The sequence below is a fragment of the Micromonospora sp. NPDC049900 genome (assembly GCF_044461025.1).
Taxonomy (GTDB): Bacteria; Actinomycetota; Actinomycetes; order Mycobacteriales; family Micromonosporaceae; genus Micromonospora.
In genome coordinates this window covers 64,950-79,029 of sequence record NZ_JBITKM010000009.1, presented here as the reverse complement: position 1 = coordinate 79,029, position 14,080 = coordinate 64,950, and the positions used below count along the sequence as shown (strand labels likewise).

Below are 14,080 nucleotides of genomic sequence, written 5' to 3'. Positions count from 1 at the left end.
GTGTAACTGTCGTGCCAAGTCCCACGCCCCGCCGTTGCGGGCCATGTCATCTAATCAGCACGTCAGGTGGAGATCGATGCTGCAATCCGCCCACGATCGATCACGCACTGTCGCCGGCCAGTTGCTGCTGCTTACGCCAACGGATGCCCGCCTCGATGAAGGAGTCCAGCTCACCGTCGAAGACCGAGCTCGGGTTGCCGGTCTCCTGCTCGGTACGCAGATCCTTCACCATCTGATAAGGGTGCAGAACGTACGAGCGCATCTGGTCGCCCCAGGAGCCCGCCGCGTCGGTCTTCAGACCCTGGAGCTTGGCCTGCTCCTCCTGGCGCTTGCGCTCCAGCAGTCGGGCCTGGAGCACCCGCAACGCCGACGCCTTGTTCTGGAGCTGCGACTTCTCGTTCTGGCAGGTCACCACGATGCCGGTCGGGATGTGCGTGATCCGCACCGCGGAGTCGGTGGTGTTGACGCTCTGTCCACCCGGTCCGGACGACCGGTAGACGTCGATCCGCATCTCGTTCTCGGGGATGTCGATGTGGTCGGTCTGCTCCACCACCGGCAGCACCTCGACCCCGGCGAAGCTGGTCTGCCGTCGGCCCTGGTTGTCGAAGGGGCTGATCCGCACCAACCGGTGGGTGCCGGACTCCACGCTGAGCGTGCCGTACGCGTACGGCACCTTCACGGTGAAGGTGGCCGACTTCAGGCCCGCCTCCTCGGCGTACGAGGTCTCGTAGACCTCCGTCGGGTAGCCGTGCCGCTCCGCCCAGCGCAGGTACATCCGCAGCAGCATCTCGGCGAAGTCCGCCGCGTCCACGCCACCGGCACCGGCGCGGATGGCCACCAGCGCCTCCCGGGAGTCGTACTCGCCGGAGAGCAGGGTGCGGACCTCCATCTCCTGGATGGCCTTGCCCAGCCCGGAGATCTCCGTCTCGACCTCGGTGAGGACACCGGAGTCGGACTCGGCCTCGGCGAGTTCCAGCAGCACGTGCGCGTCGTCGAGTCGCGAGCGCAGGCTGCCGAGCCGGTCGATCTCCCCGTTGACGTAGGAGAGCTGGGAGGTCACCTGCTGCGCCCGGGCCTGGTCGTCCCACAGGTCCGGGGCGGACGCCTCCTGCTCCAGGCGGGCCTTGTCCGCGCGCAGGCGATCGAGGTCGAGCACCGCCTCGATGTTGCGCAGGGTGGCGTCGAGGTCCTTGAGCTGTTCGGCGTAGTCGGCAGCGGTCACGACAGACAAGACTACTGCTCGGGCGAGGAGTGAGCGTGCGAGCCCCGCAGTCCCGGGCCAAATACCTCCCCGCTCGGGCGAGGAGTGAGCGTGCGAGCCCCGCAGTCCCGGGCCGAAATTCGCCCCGCTCGACCGAGCAGCCGACCTGCGCACCTCGTCGGCAGGCGGCGGGCGGTCAGCCGACGGGGGCGCTCTTGAGCCAGCTCAGGGCGGCCTTGTGGTAGGCCACGGCGAACTCCAACGCGCTGGCGTCGAAGTTGTCGCCTTCCTTCTTGGCGTTCTTGACCTGCTCACGAACCCGGGCCAGGGCCTCGGTGTGGTATTCGTTGGCCGCCGCCTGGAGGTTCTTGAGCTGGCTCGACGAGTGCAACTGCCCGAAGGCGATGCGGAGGGCGATCGGGTTGCGGATGGTGTCCCGCCCGGGGTCCTCCGCGAGCCAGCGGGAGAATGTCCGCTTGCCGGCGGCCGTGATCGCGTACGGTTGACTCATCCGCGGCCCGGGTTTGCCCAGCCGGACGAAACCTCGCTCGGCCAGCACCGGCAACTCCCGGTAGACCTGGCTGCGGGTCATCGACCAGTACGGCGCCAGTCGGCGCTCGGCGGCGGCCATCAACTGGCCACCTGTCATGGGGCCCTCGTGGAGCAGCCCGAGTAGGGCCGCCGCCGTGGGGTTGACTCCGGATTCCGCCATGCCGCTTACGCTGCCACTTTGCTGAGCCGGCGTCCAGGATTTCACCGTTTCGCCACCCATTGGGGTTTCCTATGTGCACTGTCGGCGCACGACGGTCCCCCAAGCCGCCCCCACCTGCACCGTTCCGCCCTCCGGCGACCGCCCGGATGAAAGGAAGGGTCCCCTGCTATGCACGAGGCGTTAGCAGGGGACCCTTCCTTTCATCTCAGCCCATGTGGGGGTAGGTGTGGTCGGTCGGCGGGACGAAGGTCTCCTTGATCGTCCGGGGCGACGTCCAGCGGACCAGGTTGTGCCAGGAGCCGGCCTTGTCGTTGGTGCCGCTGGCCCGGGCCCCGCCGAAGGGCTGCTGCCCGACCACCGCGCCGGTGGGCTTGTCGTTGACATAGAAGTTGCCGGCCGCGTACCGCATCCGCTCCGCCACCGCCTCGACCACCCGGCGGTCGGTGGCGAAGATCGACCCGGTCAGGGCGTACGGGGCGATCGACTCGGCCTGGGTGACCACGTCGTCGAAGCGGGCGTCGTCGAAGACGTGCACGCCGAGGATCGGGCCGAAGTACTCGGTGGTGAAGGTCTCGTGGGCGGGATCGGCGCACTCGAAGATCGTCGGGCGGACGAACCAGCCGACCGAGTCGTCGGCGGTACCGCCCGCGATGACCCGGCAACTGTCGTCGCCGGAGATCAGCTCCAGCGCGGCGGTGTGCCGGGCGAACGCCCTGTCGTCGATGACCGCACCGCCGAAGTTGCGGAAGTCGGTGACGTCGCCGTAGGCCAGTCCGTCGGCGGTGGCGGCCAGCCGGTCGCGCAGGCCAGCCTCCCAGATCGACCGCGGCACGTACGCCCGGGAGGCGGCCGAGCACTTCTGGCCCTGGTACTCGAAGGCGCCCCGGATCAGCGCGGTGTGCAGGGCGTCGACGTCGGCGCTGGGGTGCGCGACCACGAAGTCCTTACCGCCGGTCTCGCCGACCAGCCGCGGGTAGCCGCGATAGCCGGCGATGTTCTCCCCGACCGTGCGCCACAGGTGCTGGAACACCTTCGTGGAGCCGGTGAAGTGGATGCCGGCCAGGTCGGGGTCGGCCAGTACGACCTCGGAGACCTCCTCGCCCCGCCCGGTGACCATGTTGATCACGCCGGGCGGCAGCCCGGCCGCCTCGAAGAGGCGCATGGTGAAGTGCGCCGCGAACTGCTGTGTCGGGCCCGGCTTCCAGACCACGGTGTTGCCCAGCAGGGCCGGCGCCGAGGGCAGGTTCCCGGCGATCGCGGTGAAGTTGAACGGGGTGACCGCGTAGACGAATCCCTCCAGCGGCCGGTGGTCGAACCTGTTCCACACCCCGGGCGAGGAGATCGGCTGCTCGGCGAGCAGCTTGCGGGCGAAGTGCACGTTGAACCGCAGGAAGTCGATGAACTCGCAGGCGGCGTCGATCTCGGCCTGCACGGCGGTCTTCGACTGGCCGAGCATGGTGGCCGCGTTGAGCGTGTCGCGCCACGGGCCGGAGAGCAGTTCGGCGGCGCGGAGGAAGACCGCCGCGCGCTCCTCGAACGGCAGGGCCCGCCAGCCGGGGGCGGCCTCCTTGGCCGCCGTGACGGCGGCCCGGGCGTCGTCCCGGGTGGCGTGCCCGGTCACCCCGAGGACGTGCGCGTGGCGGTGCGGCTGCACCACGTCGATCGGGTCGCCGCCGGCCATCCGCTGCGCGCCCGCGATGGTCATCGGCAGGTCGATACGCTCGGCGGCCAGTTCGGTGAGCCGCCGCTGGAGCCGTTCCCGGTCGGTGCTGCCCGGCTCGTAGGCGCGTACCGGCTCGTTGTGTGGCTCGGGTACGGAGAACACGGCGTCCATCAGGGCTCCTGGCGATCTCGACGGCAGTGGCGAAACCGTCCCGCGGTGGCGGGACGCGGTGACGAAACCGTCCCACGGTGGCGGGACCTCGGCCAATCCTCCCACGCCCACCGCACGTCGATCACAGCCCGGCCGCCCGATCGCCGTCGATCGCGAGGCGGACTCGCCCTCTCGGCATGGATTCGTACCCCGATGGGATGTTCGACCGAAGGAAAGAAGGCTGCCGGGGTGCTGCTCGGGGTTCGGGCCGGTATCCGGGCGGGACGCGTACGCTGGGTTGCCGGTGACGTACCCGGGCCAGGTCGTCGGGCCCGGTGGTGAAGGGGAGACGATGAGCGACCAGCCCGGCGGTGCGACCGCTGCGCAGCCCGATCGGGCCGAGACCGGCGATCCGGCGGCTACCGGCGCCCTCGCCGGTCGGCCCCTACGCGCCCCGGGTGCCCCGGTGCTGGCGCTGCTGGCGCTGGGCTGGCTGGCCGCCATGCTCTGGTCCACCCGGGAGGCGATCAGCTCGGCCACCGCCGGGGTCACCGCGGTCAGTCTGTCGGCCTTCGCGCTGCCCGGGGTGATCTCGGCCGCGCTGGTGGCCGGTGCCGCGGTCGGGCTGGCCGCCGCCGAGCCGGTGACCCGCCACCGGGACCGGGTGACCCTGCGGTTCGCGGCGGCGGTCGGGGCCGGTCTGCTGGTCGGGCTCGCCGCCGCACTCGTGATCGACCAGACCTACGTCGGCAACACCACCACCCGCACGATCGCGAGCACCACCGCCGCCGCAGCGGTCATCGGTGGCGCGCTGGCGGGTGCGCGCAACGGCGCCGTCGTCGGCGCGGTGGCCACCGCCACGCTGGGCACACTGCTGTTCGTGGTGGCCTTCAGCGCGGCCCGGGATCCGCTGTTCAACCTGTTCGGCGCGGGTGACAGCCAGCAGTCGCTGGTCGACGCCGCCGCCTGGGTCTCGCGTACCGAATCGCTGCTCGCCGGGCTGATCGCCGGTGCCCTGGCCTTCGGCTACCTCGCCTGGGCCCGGCGGCGGGCCGCCCGGGTCGACCCGGGCGCCACCGGGCCGCGCTGGCCGGCGTACCTCGTCGCCGGGGCCGGTCCGGGACTCCTGCTGCTGCTCGCCGAGGTGATCATCCGCATCGGCGGGCGCTCGTTGATCGACCTGGCCGCCGCGCTGAGCGAGGCCGACGCGGTGGCACAGACCTCGCTGGGCACCTCCCGGGTGGACAACGGGATCTGGGTGCTGTTCGTGGGCGCGCTGACCGCGCTGGTCGCGTTCGGCCGCACGCTCGGCCCCGCCTCGCACGACGACGAGCCGGAGAGCGACACCGAGGCCACCACCGCCGACGACTCGACCACCGCTGGTCGCTGAGACCCGCGTCGACTCAGCTCTCGTCGGCGGTCGCGCGCAGCAGCACCTCCAGTTCGCTCGGGTCGTACCACTCCAGTTCGTGGTCCTCGGCGCTGTCGACGGTGAACTGCGCGTCCGGGTCGCCGGCCAACGCCTCCGCCACCACCTCCGCGGCGGCGGCGACGTCCTTGGCGGCGTCCGCGCCGTCCACGTGGATGGCGGCGACCGCGGCGGCCGGCACCACGCCGCCCAACTCGACCACGCTGGACCCGAGTTCGCCGTCGCCGCGCCCGACCGCCCGCGCGGGCAGGTCCGCCGAGACCACCACCCGGCGACGCGGGGCGGCGGGGTCGTGCCGGATCAGTTGCAGGGCGTCCTGGGCGGCCCGGGTGAAGGCGACGTACTCCAACTCCTCCTCGTCGCCCTCGGCGTACCACTCGCGCAGCATCGGCGTCACCGCGTGCGCCTGCGTCATCCCGAGGCCGTCCTCGGAGAGCCTGGCCAGCATCGGCACGGTCGCCGGTACGTAGACCCGCACTAGCTCGTCGGTCACCGGTGGTCTCCCCCGCTCTCGTGGACCGGCCCCGCCGGTCTGCCGTACGACCACCGTCATACACCCCGTACCGCTCGGGTGGAAGTTCCGCGCCGGTCGGGTGTGTCCGGGTCGCCGGCCGACGGACGGCGCAGCGGCTGGGCCGGACCAGGTAGACAATGGCAAACTGAGGCAAACGACGCCAACCCGGGGAGTCTCCGTGGAGCCGAGGTTCCTGCTCCTGTCCGACGTGGCCACCGAGCTGAACGTGTCGGACTCGCAGGTCTACCACATGGTACGCAGCGGCGAGCTACCCGCGATCAAGATCGGCGGCCGGGGCCAGTGGCGGGTGGAGCGTGCGCGGCTGGAGGAGTACATCCAGCGCAAGTACGCGGAGACCGCCGACTGGATCCGGGGCAACCCGCTCACCGACCGCGACCCGGAGTAGTCACCTGATTCCGCCACGCCATTGACCGACCCTGATTCATGTCTCAAGATGGAGGCTGTCGAAGGTAAACGAAGGTAAACGCAAGCAAAAACCGCTGACATCCGAGGCGAGGCGCAGTGCGATGACCGACCTACGGCGACCCGGGCCACCCCGCCCTCCCGTACGGCTACGACCCGCCCCCGCGATCGACCCGCCGTTCCTGGACGAGGACGCCGCCGGTTGGCCCGTCGCAGTACACGGCCAGCTCGCCCTCGACCTCTTCGCCGGGGCCGCACCGTGGCCCGTCCGACGCGAGCCCGACCGGCCACCCACCCGTCGGCCGGTCGGCGAACCCGGCCCGCAGACCCACCCGGCACCGTCCGGGCCGGGGTCCGAGCGAGCCCGACGACTACCCCCCGGGGCACTCGCCACGGCCACACCGGCAGCCACCCGGGTGGCGCACCGCTTCGTGGCGACCTGCCTGGAGGTGTTCAACGGCTTCCGGCCACCGGTGCAGTTGCGGCGTCACCTCGACCCGACCCGCACCGCCCACCTGCTGCCCGAGCTGGCGCGGGCCGCCGCCCGGGGCGCTCCGACCCGCCGCCGGTCGACCCGACCCGGTCTCCGGCTGCGCCGGCTACGTGTCTGCGAGCCGCGTCCGGCCGCCATCGAGGTCGCCGCGGTGTTCGCCGGTGCCGCCGGCCGCACCTGGGCGATGGCGCTGCGCCTGGAACACCGGCGCGGCACCTGGCTCTGCACCGACCTCCGCGTCCTCTGAGCGCCCCGACCGAGCGAGGCCGTCCGGGCCGGGACGAGGCCGTCCCGGCGGAGACGAGGCCGAACGGACCATGTCGGCTCCGGACGGGATGCCTCGGGCCGGACGAGCCGGGCACGGCCACGACGGCCGCGGCCAGGAGCGAACACTTCCGGGCCGGACACGACGGAGCCGTGGCCACCAGGACCACGGCTCCGTCGAGAACCCGTCGCGGTGGGACCGTCAGGTCCCGCCGACTGCGGCGTCAGTCCGCCGAGCCGCCCCCGGGGGCACCGTGGCACCGCTTGTACTTGCGACCCGAGCCACAGGGGCACGGCGCGTTGCGGGACGGCCCGTTGCCGGCACTCGCCTGCCCGGTCGGAGCCGACTGGCGGGCCGTGCTGGCGGCCACACCGGCACCCCGGTTGGCAGCCGAACGCTGCGGTGCCGAGGGAGCCGTCCGACCGGGTGTCGCCGGAGCCGCCGGCTCCGGGCCACCGATACCGAGGGCGGGGGCACGCTGGTCGTCGCGCTGGACGGCGACCGCACCGGCCCCGGCCTCCCCGTCGATGGTCGGCGCGGAGTATTGCAGGCCCTGCTGCTGCGGTGCCCGACCCAGACCCTTGGCCCGGACCTCCACCGGCTTGTCCAGTAGCTGGACCTCCTCGGCCTCCGGCTCCGGCTCGTTGACCTGGACGTCCAGGTTGTAGAGGAAGCCGACCGTCTCCTCCTTGATGCCCTCCATCATGGTGGTGAACATCGCGAAGCCCTCGCGCTGGTATTCCACCACCGGGTCACGCTGGGCGTAGGCGCGCAGCGAGATGCCCTCCTGGAGGTAGTCCATCTCGTAGAGGTGTTCACGCCACTTGCGGTCGATGACCTGGAGCAGCACCATCCGCTCGAGCTGCCGGGCGCCCTCGGCGCCGAGCTCCTCCTCGCGCCGGTCGTACGCGGCGTTCGCGTCGTCCCGGAACTGCGCGACCAGGAAGTCGGCGTCGATGCTGGCGCGCGAGCCGCCGACCTCCTCCTCGATGTCCTCGATGGTGAGGCCGACCGGGTAGAGCTGCTTGAGGTTGGTCCAGAGCTGTTCGAGGTCCCAGTCCTCGGCGTACCCCTCGGAGGTGGCCCCCCGCACGTACGCCTCGACCACATCGTTGATCATATTGCGGACCTGGTCGGAGAGATCCTCACCGTTGAGTACGCGCAGCCGCTCGGCGTAGATCACCTGGCGCTGCTTGTTCATGACCTCGTCGTACTTGAGGACGTTCTTCCGGATCTCGGCGTTCTGGCCCTCGATCTGGGCCTGCGCGCCCTTGATCTGCCGGGTGACCATCTTCGACTCGATGGGCACGTCCTCCGGGATGTTGAAGCGCTCCATCACCGCCTCGACCGCGCCGGAGCGGAACCGCTTCATCAGGTCGTCCTGGAGGGACAGGTAGAACCGCGACTCACCCGGGTCGCCCTGTCGGCCGGAACGACCGCGAAGCTGGTTGTCGATCCGGCGGGACTCGTGCCGCTCGGTGCCCAGCACATAGAGTCCGCCGGCACCGGCGACCTCCTCGGCCTCGGCGTCGCAGGCCTGCTTCCACTTCGGCATGACCTCTTCGAGCGCCTTGTCGTACTCCTCGGCGTTCTCCTGCGGGTCGAGGCCGCGCTGGCGCAGCTCGCTCGCGGCGAGGAACTCGGGGTTGCCGCCGAGCAGGATGTCGGTGCCTCGACCGGCCATGTTGGTGGCGACCGTGACCGCGCCCTTGCGACCGGCCTGGGCGACGATCTCCGCCTCGCGGGCGTGGAACTTCGCGTTCAGCACCGAGTGCGGGATGCCCCGGCGGCGCAGGAGCTGCGACAGGATCTCGGAGTTCTCCACCGAGACCGTGCCGACCAGCACCGGCTGACCGGCCTGGTGCCGCTCGGCGATGTCCTCGATGACCGCGTTGAACTTGGCCTTCTCGGTCTTGTAGATGACGTCGGCGCGGTCCTCGCGGACCATCGGCCGGTGGGTCGGGATGGTCACCACGCCGACCTTGTAGACCTTGTTGAACTCGCCCGCCTCGGTCTGGGCCGTACCGGTCATGCCGGAGAGCTTGTCGTAGAGGCGGAAGTAGTTCTGGAGGGTGATGGTGGCCAGGGTCTGGTTCTCCTGCTTGATCTCCACCCCCTCCTTGGCCTCGATCGCCTGGTGCATGCCCTCGTTGTAACGCCGACCGTGCAGGATGCGGCCGGTGAACTCGTCGACGATCAGGACCTCGCCGTCGCTGACGATGTAGTCCTTGTCGCGCTTGTAGAGCTCCTTGGCCTTGATGGCGTTGTTCAGGTAGCCGACCAGCGGGGTGTTCACCGACTCGTAGAGGTTGTCGATGCCGAGCCGGTCCTCGACCTTGGCCACCCCGCGCTCGGTGACGGCGATGGTGCGCTTGGAGAAGTCGACCTCGTAGTCGCCCTCGCCGTCCTTGCCCGCCTGGAGGCGGGCCACCACGGCGGCGAACTCGCCGTACCAGCGGGCGGAGTGCTCGGCCGGGCCGGAGATGATCAGCGGGGTCCGGGCCTCGTCGATCAGGATCGAGTCGACCTCGTCGACCACGGCGAAGTTGTGGCCGCGCTGGACCAGCTCGTCCTTCGACCACGCCATGTTGTCGCGCAGGTAGTCGAAGCCGAACTCGTTGTTCGTGCCGTAGGTGATGTCGCACTCGTAGGCCGCGCGGTGCTCGGCGGCCGGACGGTTCGGCAGCACCACACCGACGCTCAGGCCGAGGAACTCGTGCACCCGGCCCATCCAGGCGGCGTCACGCTGGGCCAGGTAGTCGTTCACCGTGACCACGTGCACGCCCTCGCCGGACAACGCGTTGAGATAGACCGGCATCACCGAGGTCAGGGTCTTGCCCTCACCGGTCTTCATCTCGGCGATGTTGCCGAAGTGCAGCGCCGCGCCGCCCATCACCTGCACGTCGTACGGCCGTTGGCCGAGCACGCGCGCCGCCGCCTCCCGACAGACCGCGAAGGCCTCGGGCAACAGGTCGTCCAGGGTCTCGCCCTCGGCGAGCCGTTCCCTGAACTGCTCGGTCATGCCGCTCAGCTCTTCGTCGGTGAGGTTGACGTAGTCGTCCTCGATCGAGTTGACGGCGGCGGCGATCGCCTTGAGCCGGCGCACCATGCGCCCCTCGCCCGCGCGGAGGACCTTTTCCAGAATCGACACGGATCAACGCTCCCCTAGACAGTCTCGAACCATCGTAGGCGTTCCGTCGGGCCGATGGTCACTGGTGGCGGTGGTCGGCCGCCGCGAAACCGACATAACGCTCCGACGGGCCGCCCACCGCTCGGTCTTCCGGTTACGCCGTGGGCGAACGATCCGGCACGATGTCTCGGATGGAGCCCGTGGAGATCGCCGAGGACGGCGTACTGCTGCGTCCGTGGCAACCCGAGGACGCCGCCGACGTGTACCGCGCCTGCCAGGATCCGGACATCCAGCGCTGGACCACCGTACCCCGCCCGTACCGGGCGGTGGACGCCCGACGGTTCGTCGCCGAACTCGCCCCGGCGGCCTGGGCGGCCGGCACCGGGGCGCCCTTCGCGGTCTGCGACGCCACCACCGGCACCCTGCTCGGCTCCTGCGGCCTCGTCTCGATCCACCAGGGCACCGGCGAGGTCGGTTACTGGACCGCCCCGTGGGCCCGGCGACGCGGTGTGGCGGTACGCGCCACCCGGGCGGTCGCCCGCTGGGCGTTCGACGCGGTGCCGCTACGCCGCCTGATCTGGCAGGCGGAACTGGGCAACCACGCCTCCCGGCTGGTCGCGCTGCGGGCGGGTTTCCGGGTCGAGGGCCGACTCCGGCTGGCCGATCCGGCACCGGAGGGTCGACCGGAGGGCTGGATCGGGTCGCTGTCGCCCGAGGAGGTGCCGGCACCGGGCGAGACGGGTCCGGCCGGGCCGGGCACCCTGCCGGCCCGGCGGGCGGCGGTCTTCGGTCGGCCGCAGCCCGTCCTGTTCGCCACCTCCGACGACCAGGAGTTGCGGCTGCGGGCCATGGAGGAGGACGACCTCGACGCGATCGAGGCCACCTGCCGTGATCCGGAGACACGGCGCTGGACCAGCCTCCCGACGGACTACCGGCGACGGGACGCCGAGTCGTTCCTGGAGTACTGCCGCCAGGCGTGGGCCGGGGGCACCGCCGCCTGTTACGCGCTCGCCGACCGGCAGGACCGCTACGTCGGCACGATCGACCTGCGGCTGTCCGCCACCGACCCGCTGCTGGCCGACGTCGGCTTCATGACCGCGCCGTACGCCCGTGGCCGGGGGCACCAGACCGCGGCGCTGGCCGCGCTCTGCACCTGGGGCTTCGCCGTGCTCGGCCTGGCCCGCGTCGAGTGGCGGGCCGGCGTCGGCAACGTCGCCTCCCGGCGGGTCGCCGAGAAGGTCGGCTTCACCGTCGAGGGCACCGCCCGGCGGACACTCACCCACCGCGGCACCCGGGTCGACGCCTGGGTCGGCGGCCTCCTCGCGGAGGATCTGGCATGACCCCGGAGACCATCGAGACGGCGGACGTCCGGCTGCGCCCGTTCCGCCCCGACGACGTCCCCGACGTCGTCGCCGGCTGCGCCGACCCGCTGGTCCGGCGCTACCTGGACGGGCTGCCCAGCCCGTACACCGAGGCCGATGGTCGCTGGTGGGTGACCGAGGGGGCTCCGGCGGCCTTCGCCACCGGCGGCGCCGCCTACGCCGTCGCCGACCTCGACGACGACCGGTTGCTCGGCACGGTCGGGCTGAGCCATCCGGTACCGCAGCGCGCCCAGGCCGAGATCGGTTACTGGGTGGCGCCGTGGGCGCGCGGCCGGGGCGTCGCCACCGCCGCCACCCGAGCCCTGGCGCAGCGGGCCTTCGCCACCGGCACCGCCCGGCTGGAACTGCTCACCCACGTCGAGAACACGGCCAGCCAGCGGGTCGCGCTGGCCGCCGGCTTCCGACCGGAGGGGGTACGCCGCAGCGGCGGGCCGGTGCGCGGTGGCGGCCGGCGGGACCTGACGGTCTGGGTACGCCTCGCCGACGATCCGCCCGGACCGTCCCCGCGTCCGCTGCCGGACCTGCCCGACGGTCGGCTCACCGACGGGGTGGTCGTGCTGCGCCCGCTCGGCCCCGACGACGCGGACGACATGTACCGCCTGCACAGCACGCCGGAGGTGGTGGCCAGCATGGTGCCACCCGAGCCGTACGCGCGCGACGCGGTGGACCGCAGGTGCGCCGCCGCGCAGAGCCAGTGGCTGGTCGGCCGGACCGCCGCCCTGGTCCTCCGGGACGCGGCCAGCGATGCGTTCGTCGGCGGGTGCTCGCTGGTCCACGAGCCACCCGCGAGCCAGGCCATGATCGGCTACAGCCTGCTGCCGCCCTGGTACGGGCGCGGGTACGCCACCCGCGCCGTCCGGCTGCTGACCAGGTGGGGGTTCGACCACGTCGGGCTGGCGCGGCTCTGGGCGGGCACCCTGCCGGAGAACCTCGCCTCGCAGCGGGTCCTGGAGAAGGCCGGCTTCCGCCGGGAGGGCCTGCTGCGCGGGCGGCTGCCCGGCGCGGAGGGCACCCGGGCCGACTCCACGGTGTACGGGCTGCTCCGCACCGACCCGGTGGACTGAGACGCTGGGCCGGTGACCGGTCGCGCCGCCTCCGGCTCGGGCGCTCCCCGACCCGGAGGCGGCGGCGGGCCGCTCAGATGTCCAGCGAGATGATGCCGTAGTCGTAGGCGTGCCGTCGGTAGACCACGCTCGGCCGTCCGGACTCCTTGTCGTGGAACAGGTAGAAGTCGTGGCCGACCAGTTCCATCTGGAAGAGGGCGTCGTCGACGGTCATCGGCTCGGCCGGGTGGACCTTCTCCCGGGCGATGTGCCAGGGCTGGTCCTGCTCGTGCTCGTCCTCGGGCCGCTCGGCCACGGCGGTGGCGGTGCCGGACTCCGCGGGCGCGGCGAGCGCGGGCAGGTCGGTCACCGGCAGGCCGGCGGTGGCGGCGGCGACCGAGATCGGCGTGTGCCGGCCACGGTGTACGCGGCGTCGGTCGGCGGCGCGGCGCAGCCGGGCGTCGAGCTTGGCGATGGCCGCGTCGAGCGCACTGTAGAAGTCGTCGGTGCAGGCTTCCGCCCGGATCACCGGGCCCCGGGAGTAGCAGGTGATCTCCACCCGCTGGCAGTGATCGGCCTGGCGCGGATTGCGCTCGTGGAACAGCTCCACATCGACACGAATAAGTTTGTGGTCGTAGCGTTCGATCTTCGCGAGCTTGTCTGCGACGTGTACCCGGTAGTGATCCGGCACTTCGACGTTACGGCCCTTGACCACGATGTCCACGTGACCTCCCTCGATCGGATGGTCTTCGATCCGAGCAACCCGGTCGCGCGTGGTGGGGACGGCCCCGTTCGGCGTCGACCGGTCAATACGGCTACGCCTCCTCTCACCGCCGGGGGTGGGTGGAGTTGCCTTCCTACCCTCGACAGCCAAACGCTAACTCCTGTTCGCCCGGCAGTCACCCCCCGTCGCCAAGACCACCGGGTGATTTCCACAGCTCATACACGAAGGGGTGAAACGGAAACACAATCGGTTACGGTTGGCGCCTTCGCTCGGTCGCCGCGAGCACCGTCGCCACCGACGGCGACCAGCCGTGGACGGTCAGCACGCGACTGACCGCCGCCAGGGTGGCCCCGGTGGTGACGATGTCGTCCAGCAGCACCACACGCGCCCCGTCCGGCACCGATCCGAGGCCGGGTCGCACCCGGAACGCCTCCACGGCGGCAGCCGCACGGCCGACGCTGTCCAGCGTCACCGAGTCCGGCCGTGGCGTGGCGCGTAGCGGCCGGTGGACCCGCACCGGCCAGCCCGCCGCGCGGAGCCGGTGGGCACAGTGGCGGGTCAACCGGGCGAGGTGGTCGCCGTACCGGGCCCGGGCCGCCGCCGGGGTGTCCGGCACCGGCACCAGCAGCACCGGGCGCACCGGGCCGACCGCCGCCGCGACGACCTCGGCGAGCAGGGCACCGAGCGGTCGGGCCAGCCCGTGCCGGCCATGGTCCTTGTACGCCAGCAGGGTCTCCCGCAACGGCCCGCCGTACGGGCCCAGGGCGTGACAGGGCGGCAGCCCGGGTGGCGCGGGCACCGGCCGCACCGGCCCGGGACGCAGTGCCCCGAGCGTGGCGACGCACTCCGGACACACCCCGTGCCGCAGCCCCGACCGGCGTTCCCGGCAACCGGCACAGTCGGCGGGCAGCACCAGGTCGGTCAGGTCCGCCCAGAGCCCGCCCAGCACGG

General features: G+C 71.9%; 12 protein-coding genes. 5 read left to right on the top strand and 7 right to left on the bottom strand.

Annotated features, from left to right (window positions below; all coding sequences use genetic code 11):
* Positions 1–100: 100 nt before the first annotated feature.
* The 3 genes from prfB to pruA form a co-directional block, all read right to left on the bottom strand.
* Positions 101–1,222 (bottom strand): peptide chain release factor 2, encoded by a 1,122-nt coding sequence (gene prfB / locus ACIBMZ_RS20430; RefSeq protein ID WP_396696016.1) that lies wholly within the window; start codon positions 1,220–1,222, stop codon positions 101–103.
* Between the two features lie 175 nt (positions 1,223–1,397).
* A complete protein-coding gene (locus ACIBMZ_RS20425) occupies positions 1,398–1,913 on the bottom strand; it encodes a PadR family transcriptional regulator (RefSeq protein WP_396696014.1) in 516 nt (171 codons plus the stop codon).
* A gap of 205 nt (positions 1,914–2,118) precedes the next feature.
* Positions 2,119–3,747, bottom strand: coding sequence for an L-glutamate gamma-semialdehyde dehydrogenase (pruA, locus tag ACIBMZ_RS20420; protein ID WP_396696012.1), 1,629 nt, complete (start codon positions 3,745–3,747; stop codon positions 2,119–2,121).
* A gap of 331 nt (positions 3,748–4,078) precedes the next feature.
* Here pruA and ACIBMZ_RS20415 point away from each other — a divergent pair, with 331 nt between their 5' ends.
* Positions 4,079–5,116 (top strand): hypothetical protein, encoded by a 1,038-nt coding sequence (locus tag ACIBMZ_RS20415; protein WP_396696010.1) that lies wholly within the window; start codon positions 4,079–4,081, stop codon positions 5,114–5,116.
* Positions 5,117–5,129: 13 nt separating this feature from the next.
* Here the strand turns inward: ACIBMZ_RS20415 and ACIBMZ_RS20410 are convergent, their stop codons facing one another.
* Positions 5,130–5,648 (bottom strand): DUF6912 family protein, encoded by a 519-nt coding sequence (locus tag ACIBMZ_RS20410; protein WP_396696008.1) that lies wholly within the window; start codon positions 5,646–5,648, stop codon positions 5,130–5,132.
* A gap of 199 nt (positions 5,649–5,847) precedes the next feature.
* Between ACIBMZ_RS20410 and ACIBMZ_RS20405 the strand changes: the two genes are divergently transcribed.
* On the top strand, positions 5,848–6,075 hold the full coding sequence (locus ACIBMZ_RS20405; RefSeq protein WP_396696006.1) for a helix-turn-helix domain-containing protein: 228 nt from the start codon (positions 5,848–5,850) through the stop codon (positions 6,073–6,075).
* A gap of 121 nt (positions 6,076–6,196) precedes the next feature.
* Positions 6,197–6,832 (top strand): Rv3235 family protein, encoded by a 636-nt coding sequence (locus tag ACIBMZ_RS20400; protein WP_396696004.1) that lies wholly within the window; start codon positions 6,197–6,199, stop codon positions 6,830–6,832.
* Between the two features lie 241 nt (positions 6,833–7,073).
* Here ACIBMZ_RS20400 and secA read toward each other — a convergent pair whose 3' ends face one another.
* Positions 7,074–10,001: a preprotein translocase subunit SecA gene (secA, locus tag ACIBMZ_RS20395; protein WP_396696002.1), complete on the bottom strand. Its 2,928-nt coding sequence runs from the start codon at positions 9,999–10,001 to the stop codon at positions 7,074–7,076.
* Between the two features lie 170 nt (positions 10,002–10,171).
* Between secA and ACIBMZ_RS20390 the strand changes: the two genes are divergently transcribed.
* Both ACIBMZ_RS20390 and ACIBMZ_RS20385 read left to right on the top strand, forming a co-directional pair.
* Entirely contained in the window at positions 10,172–11,320 is a 1,149-nt protein-coding gene (locus ACIBMZ_RS20390; RefSeq protein WP_396696000.1) for a GNAT family N-acetyltransferase, read from the top strand.
* On the top strand, positions 11,317–12,426 hold the full coding sequence (locus ACIBMZ_RS20385) for a GNAT family N-acetyltransferase (RefSeq protein ID WP_396695998.1): 1,110 nt from the start codon (positions 11,317–11,319) through the stop codon (positions 12,424–12,426). Before ACIBMZ_RS20390 ends, ACIBMZ_RS20385 begins: the two co-directional genes overlap by 4 nt.
* A 73-nt stretch (positions 12,427–12,499) precedes the next feature.
* On the opposite strand, the gene hpf is transcribed toward ACIBMZ_RS20385, so the two are convergent.
* Positions 12,500–13,129, bottom strand: coding sequence for a ribosome hibernation-promoting factor, HPF/YfiA family (gene hpf / locus ACIBMZ_RS20380; RefSeq protein ID WP_396695996.1), 630 nt, complete (start codon positions 13,127–13,129; stop codon positions 12,500–12,502).
* 250 nt (positions 13,130–13,379) lie between these two features.
* Entirely contained in the window at positions 13,380–14,078 is a 699-nt protein-coding gene (locus tag ACIBMZ_RS20375; protein ID WP_396695994.1) for a ComF family protein, read from the bottom strand.
* Positions 14,079–14,080: the final 2 nt, after the last annotated feature.

What these genes read in the sequence shown, in the direction of transcription:
- ACIBMZ_RS20425 (WP_396696014.1), bottom strand. Translation starts at nt 1,913, where the DNA reads ATGGCGGAATCCGGAGTCAACCCCACGGCGGCGGCCCTACTCGGGCTG.
- pruA (WP_396696012.1), bottom strand. Translation starts at nt 3,747, where the DNA reads ATGGACGCCGTGTTCTCCGTACCCGAGCCACACAACGAGCCGGTACGC.
- ACIBMZ_RS20415 (WP_396696010.1), top strand. Translation starts at nt 4,079, where the DNA reads ATGAGCGACCAGCCCGGCGGTGCGACCGCTGCGCAGCCCGATCGGGCC.
- ACIBMZ_RS20400 (WP_396696004.1), top strand. Translation starts at nt 6,197, where the DNA reads ATGACCGACCTACGGCGACCCGGGCCACCCCGCCCTCCCGTACGGCTA.
- ACIBMZ_RS20390 (WP_396696000.1), top strand. Translation starts at nt 10,172, where the DNA reads ATGGAGCCCGTGGAGATCGCCGAGGACGGCGTACTGCTGCGTCCGTGG.
- ACIBMZ_RS20385 (WP_396695998.1), top strand. Translation starts at nt 11,317, where the DNA reads ATGACCCCGGAGACCATCGAGACGGCGGACGTCCGGCTGCGCCCGTTC.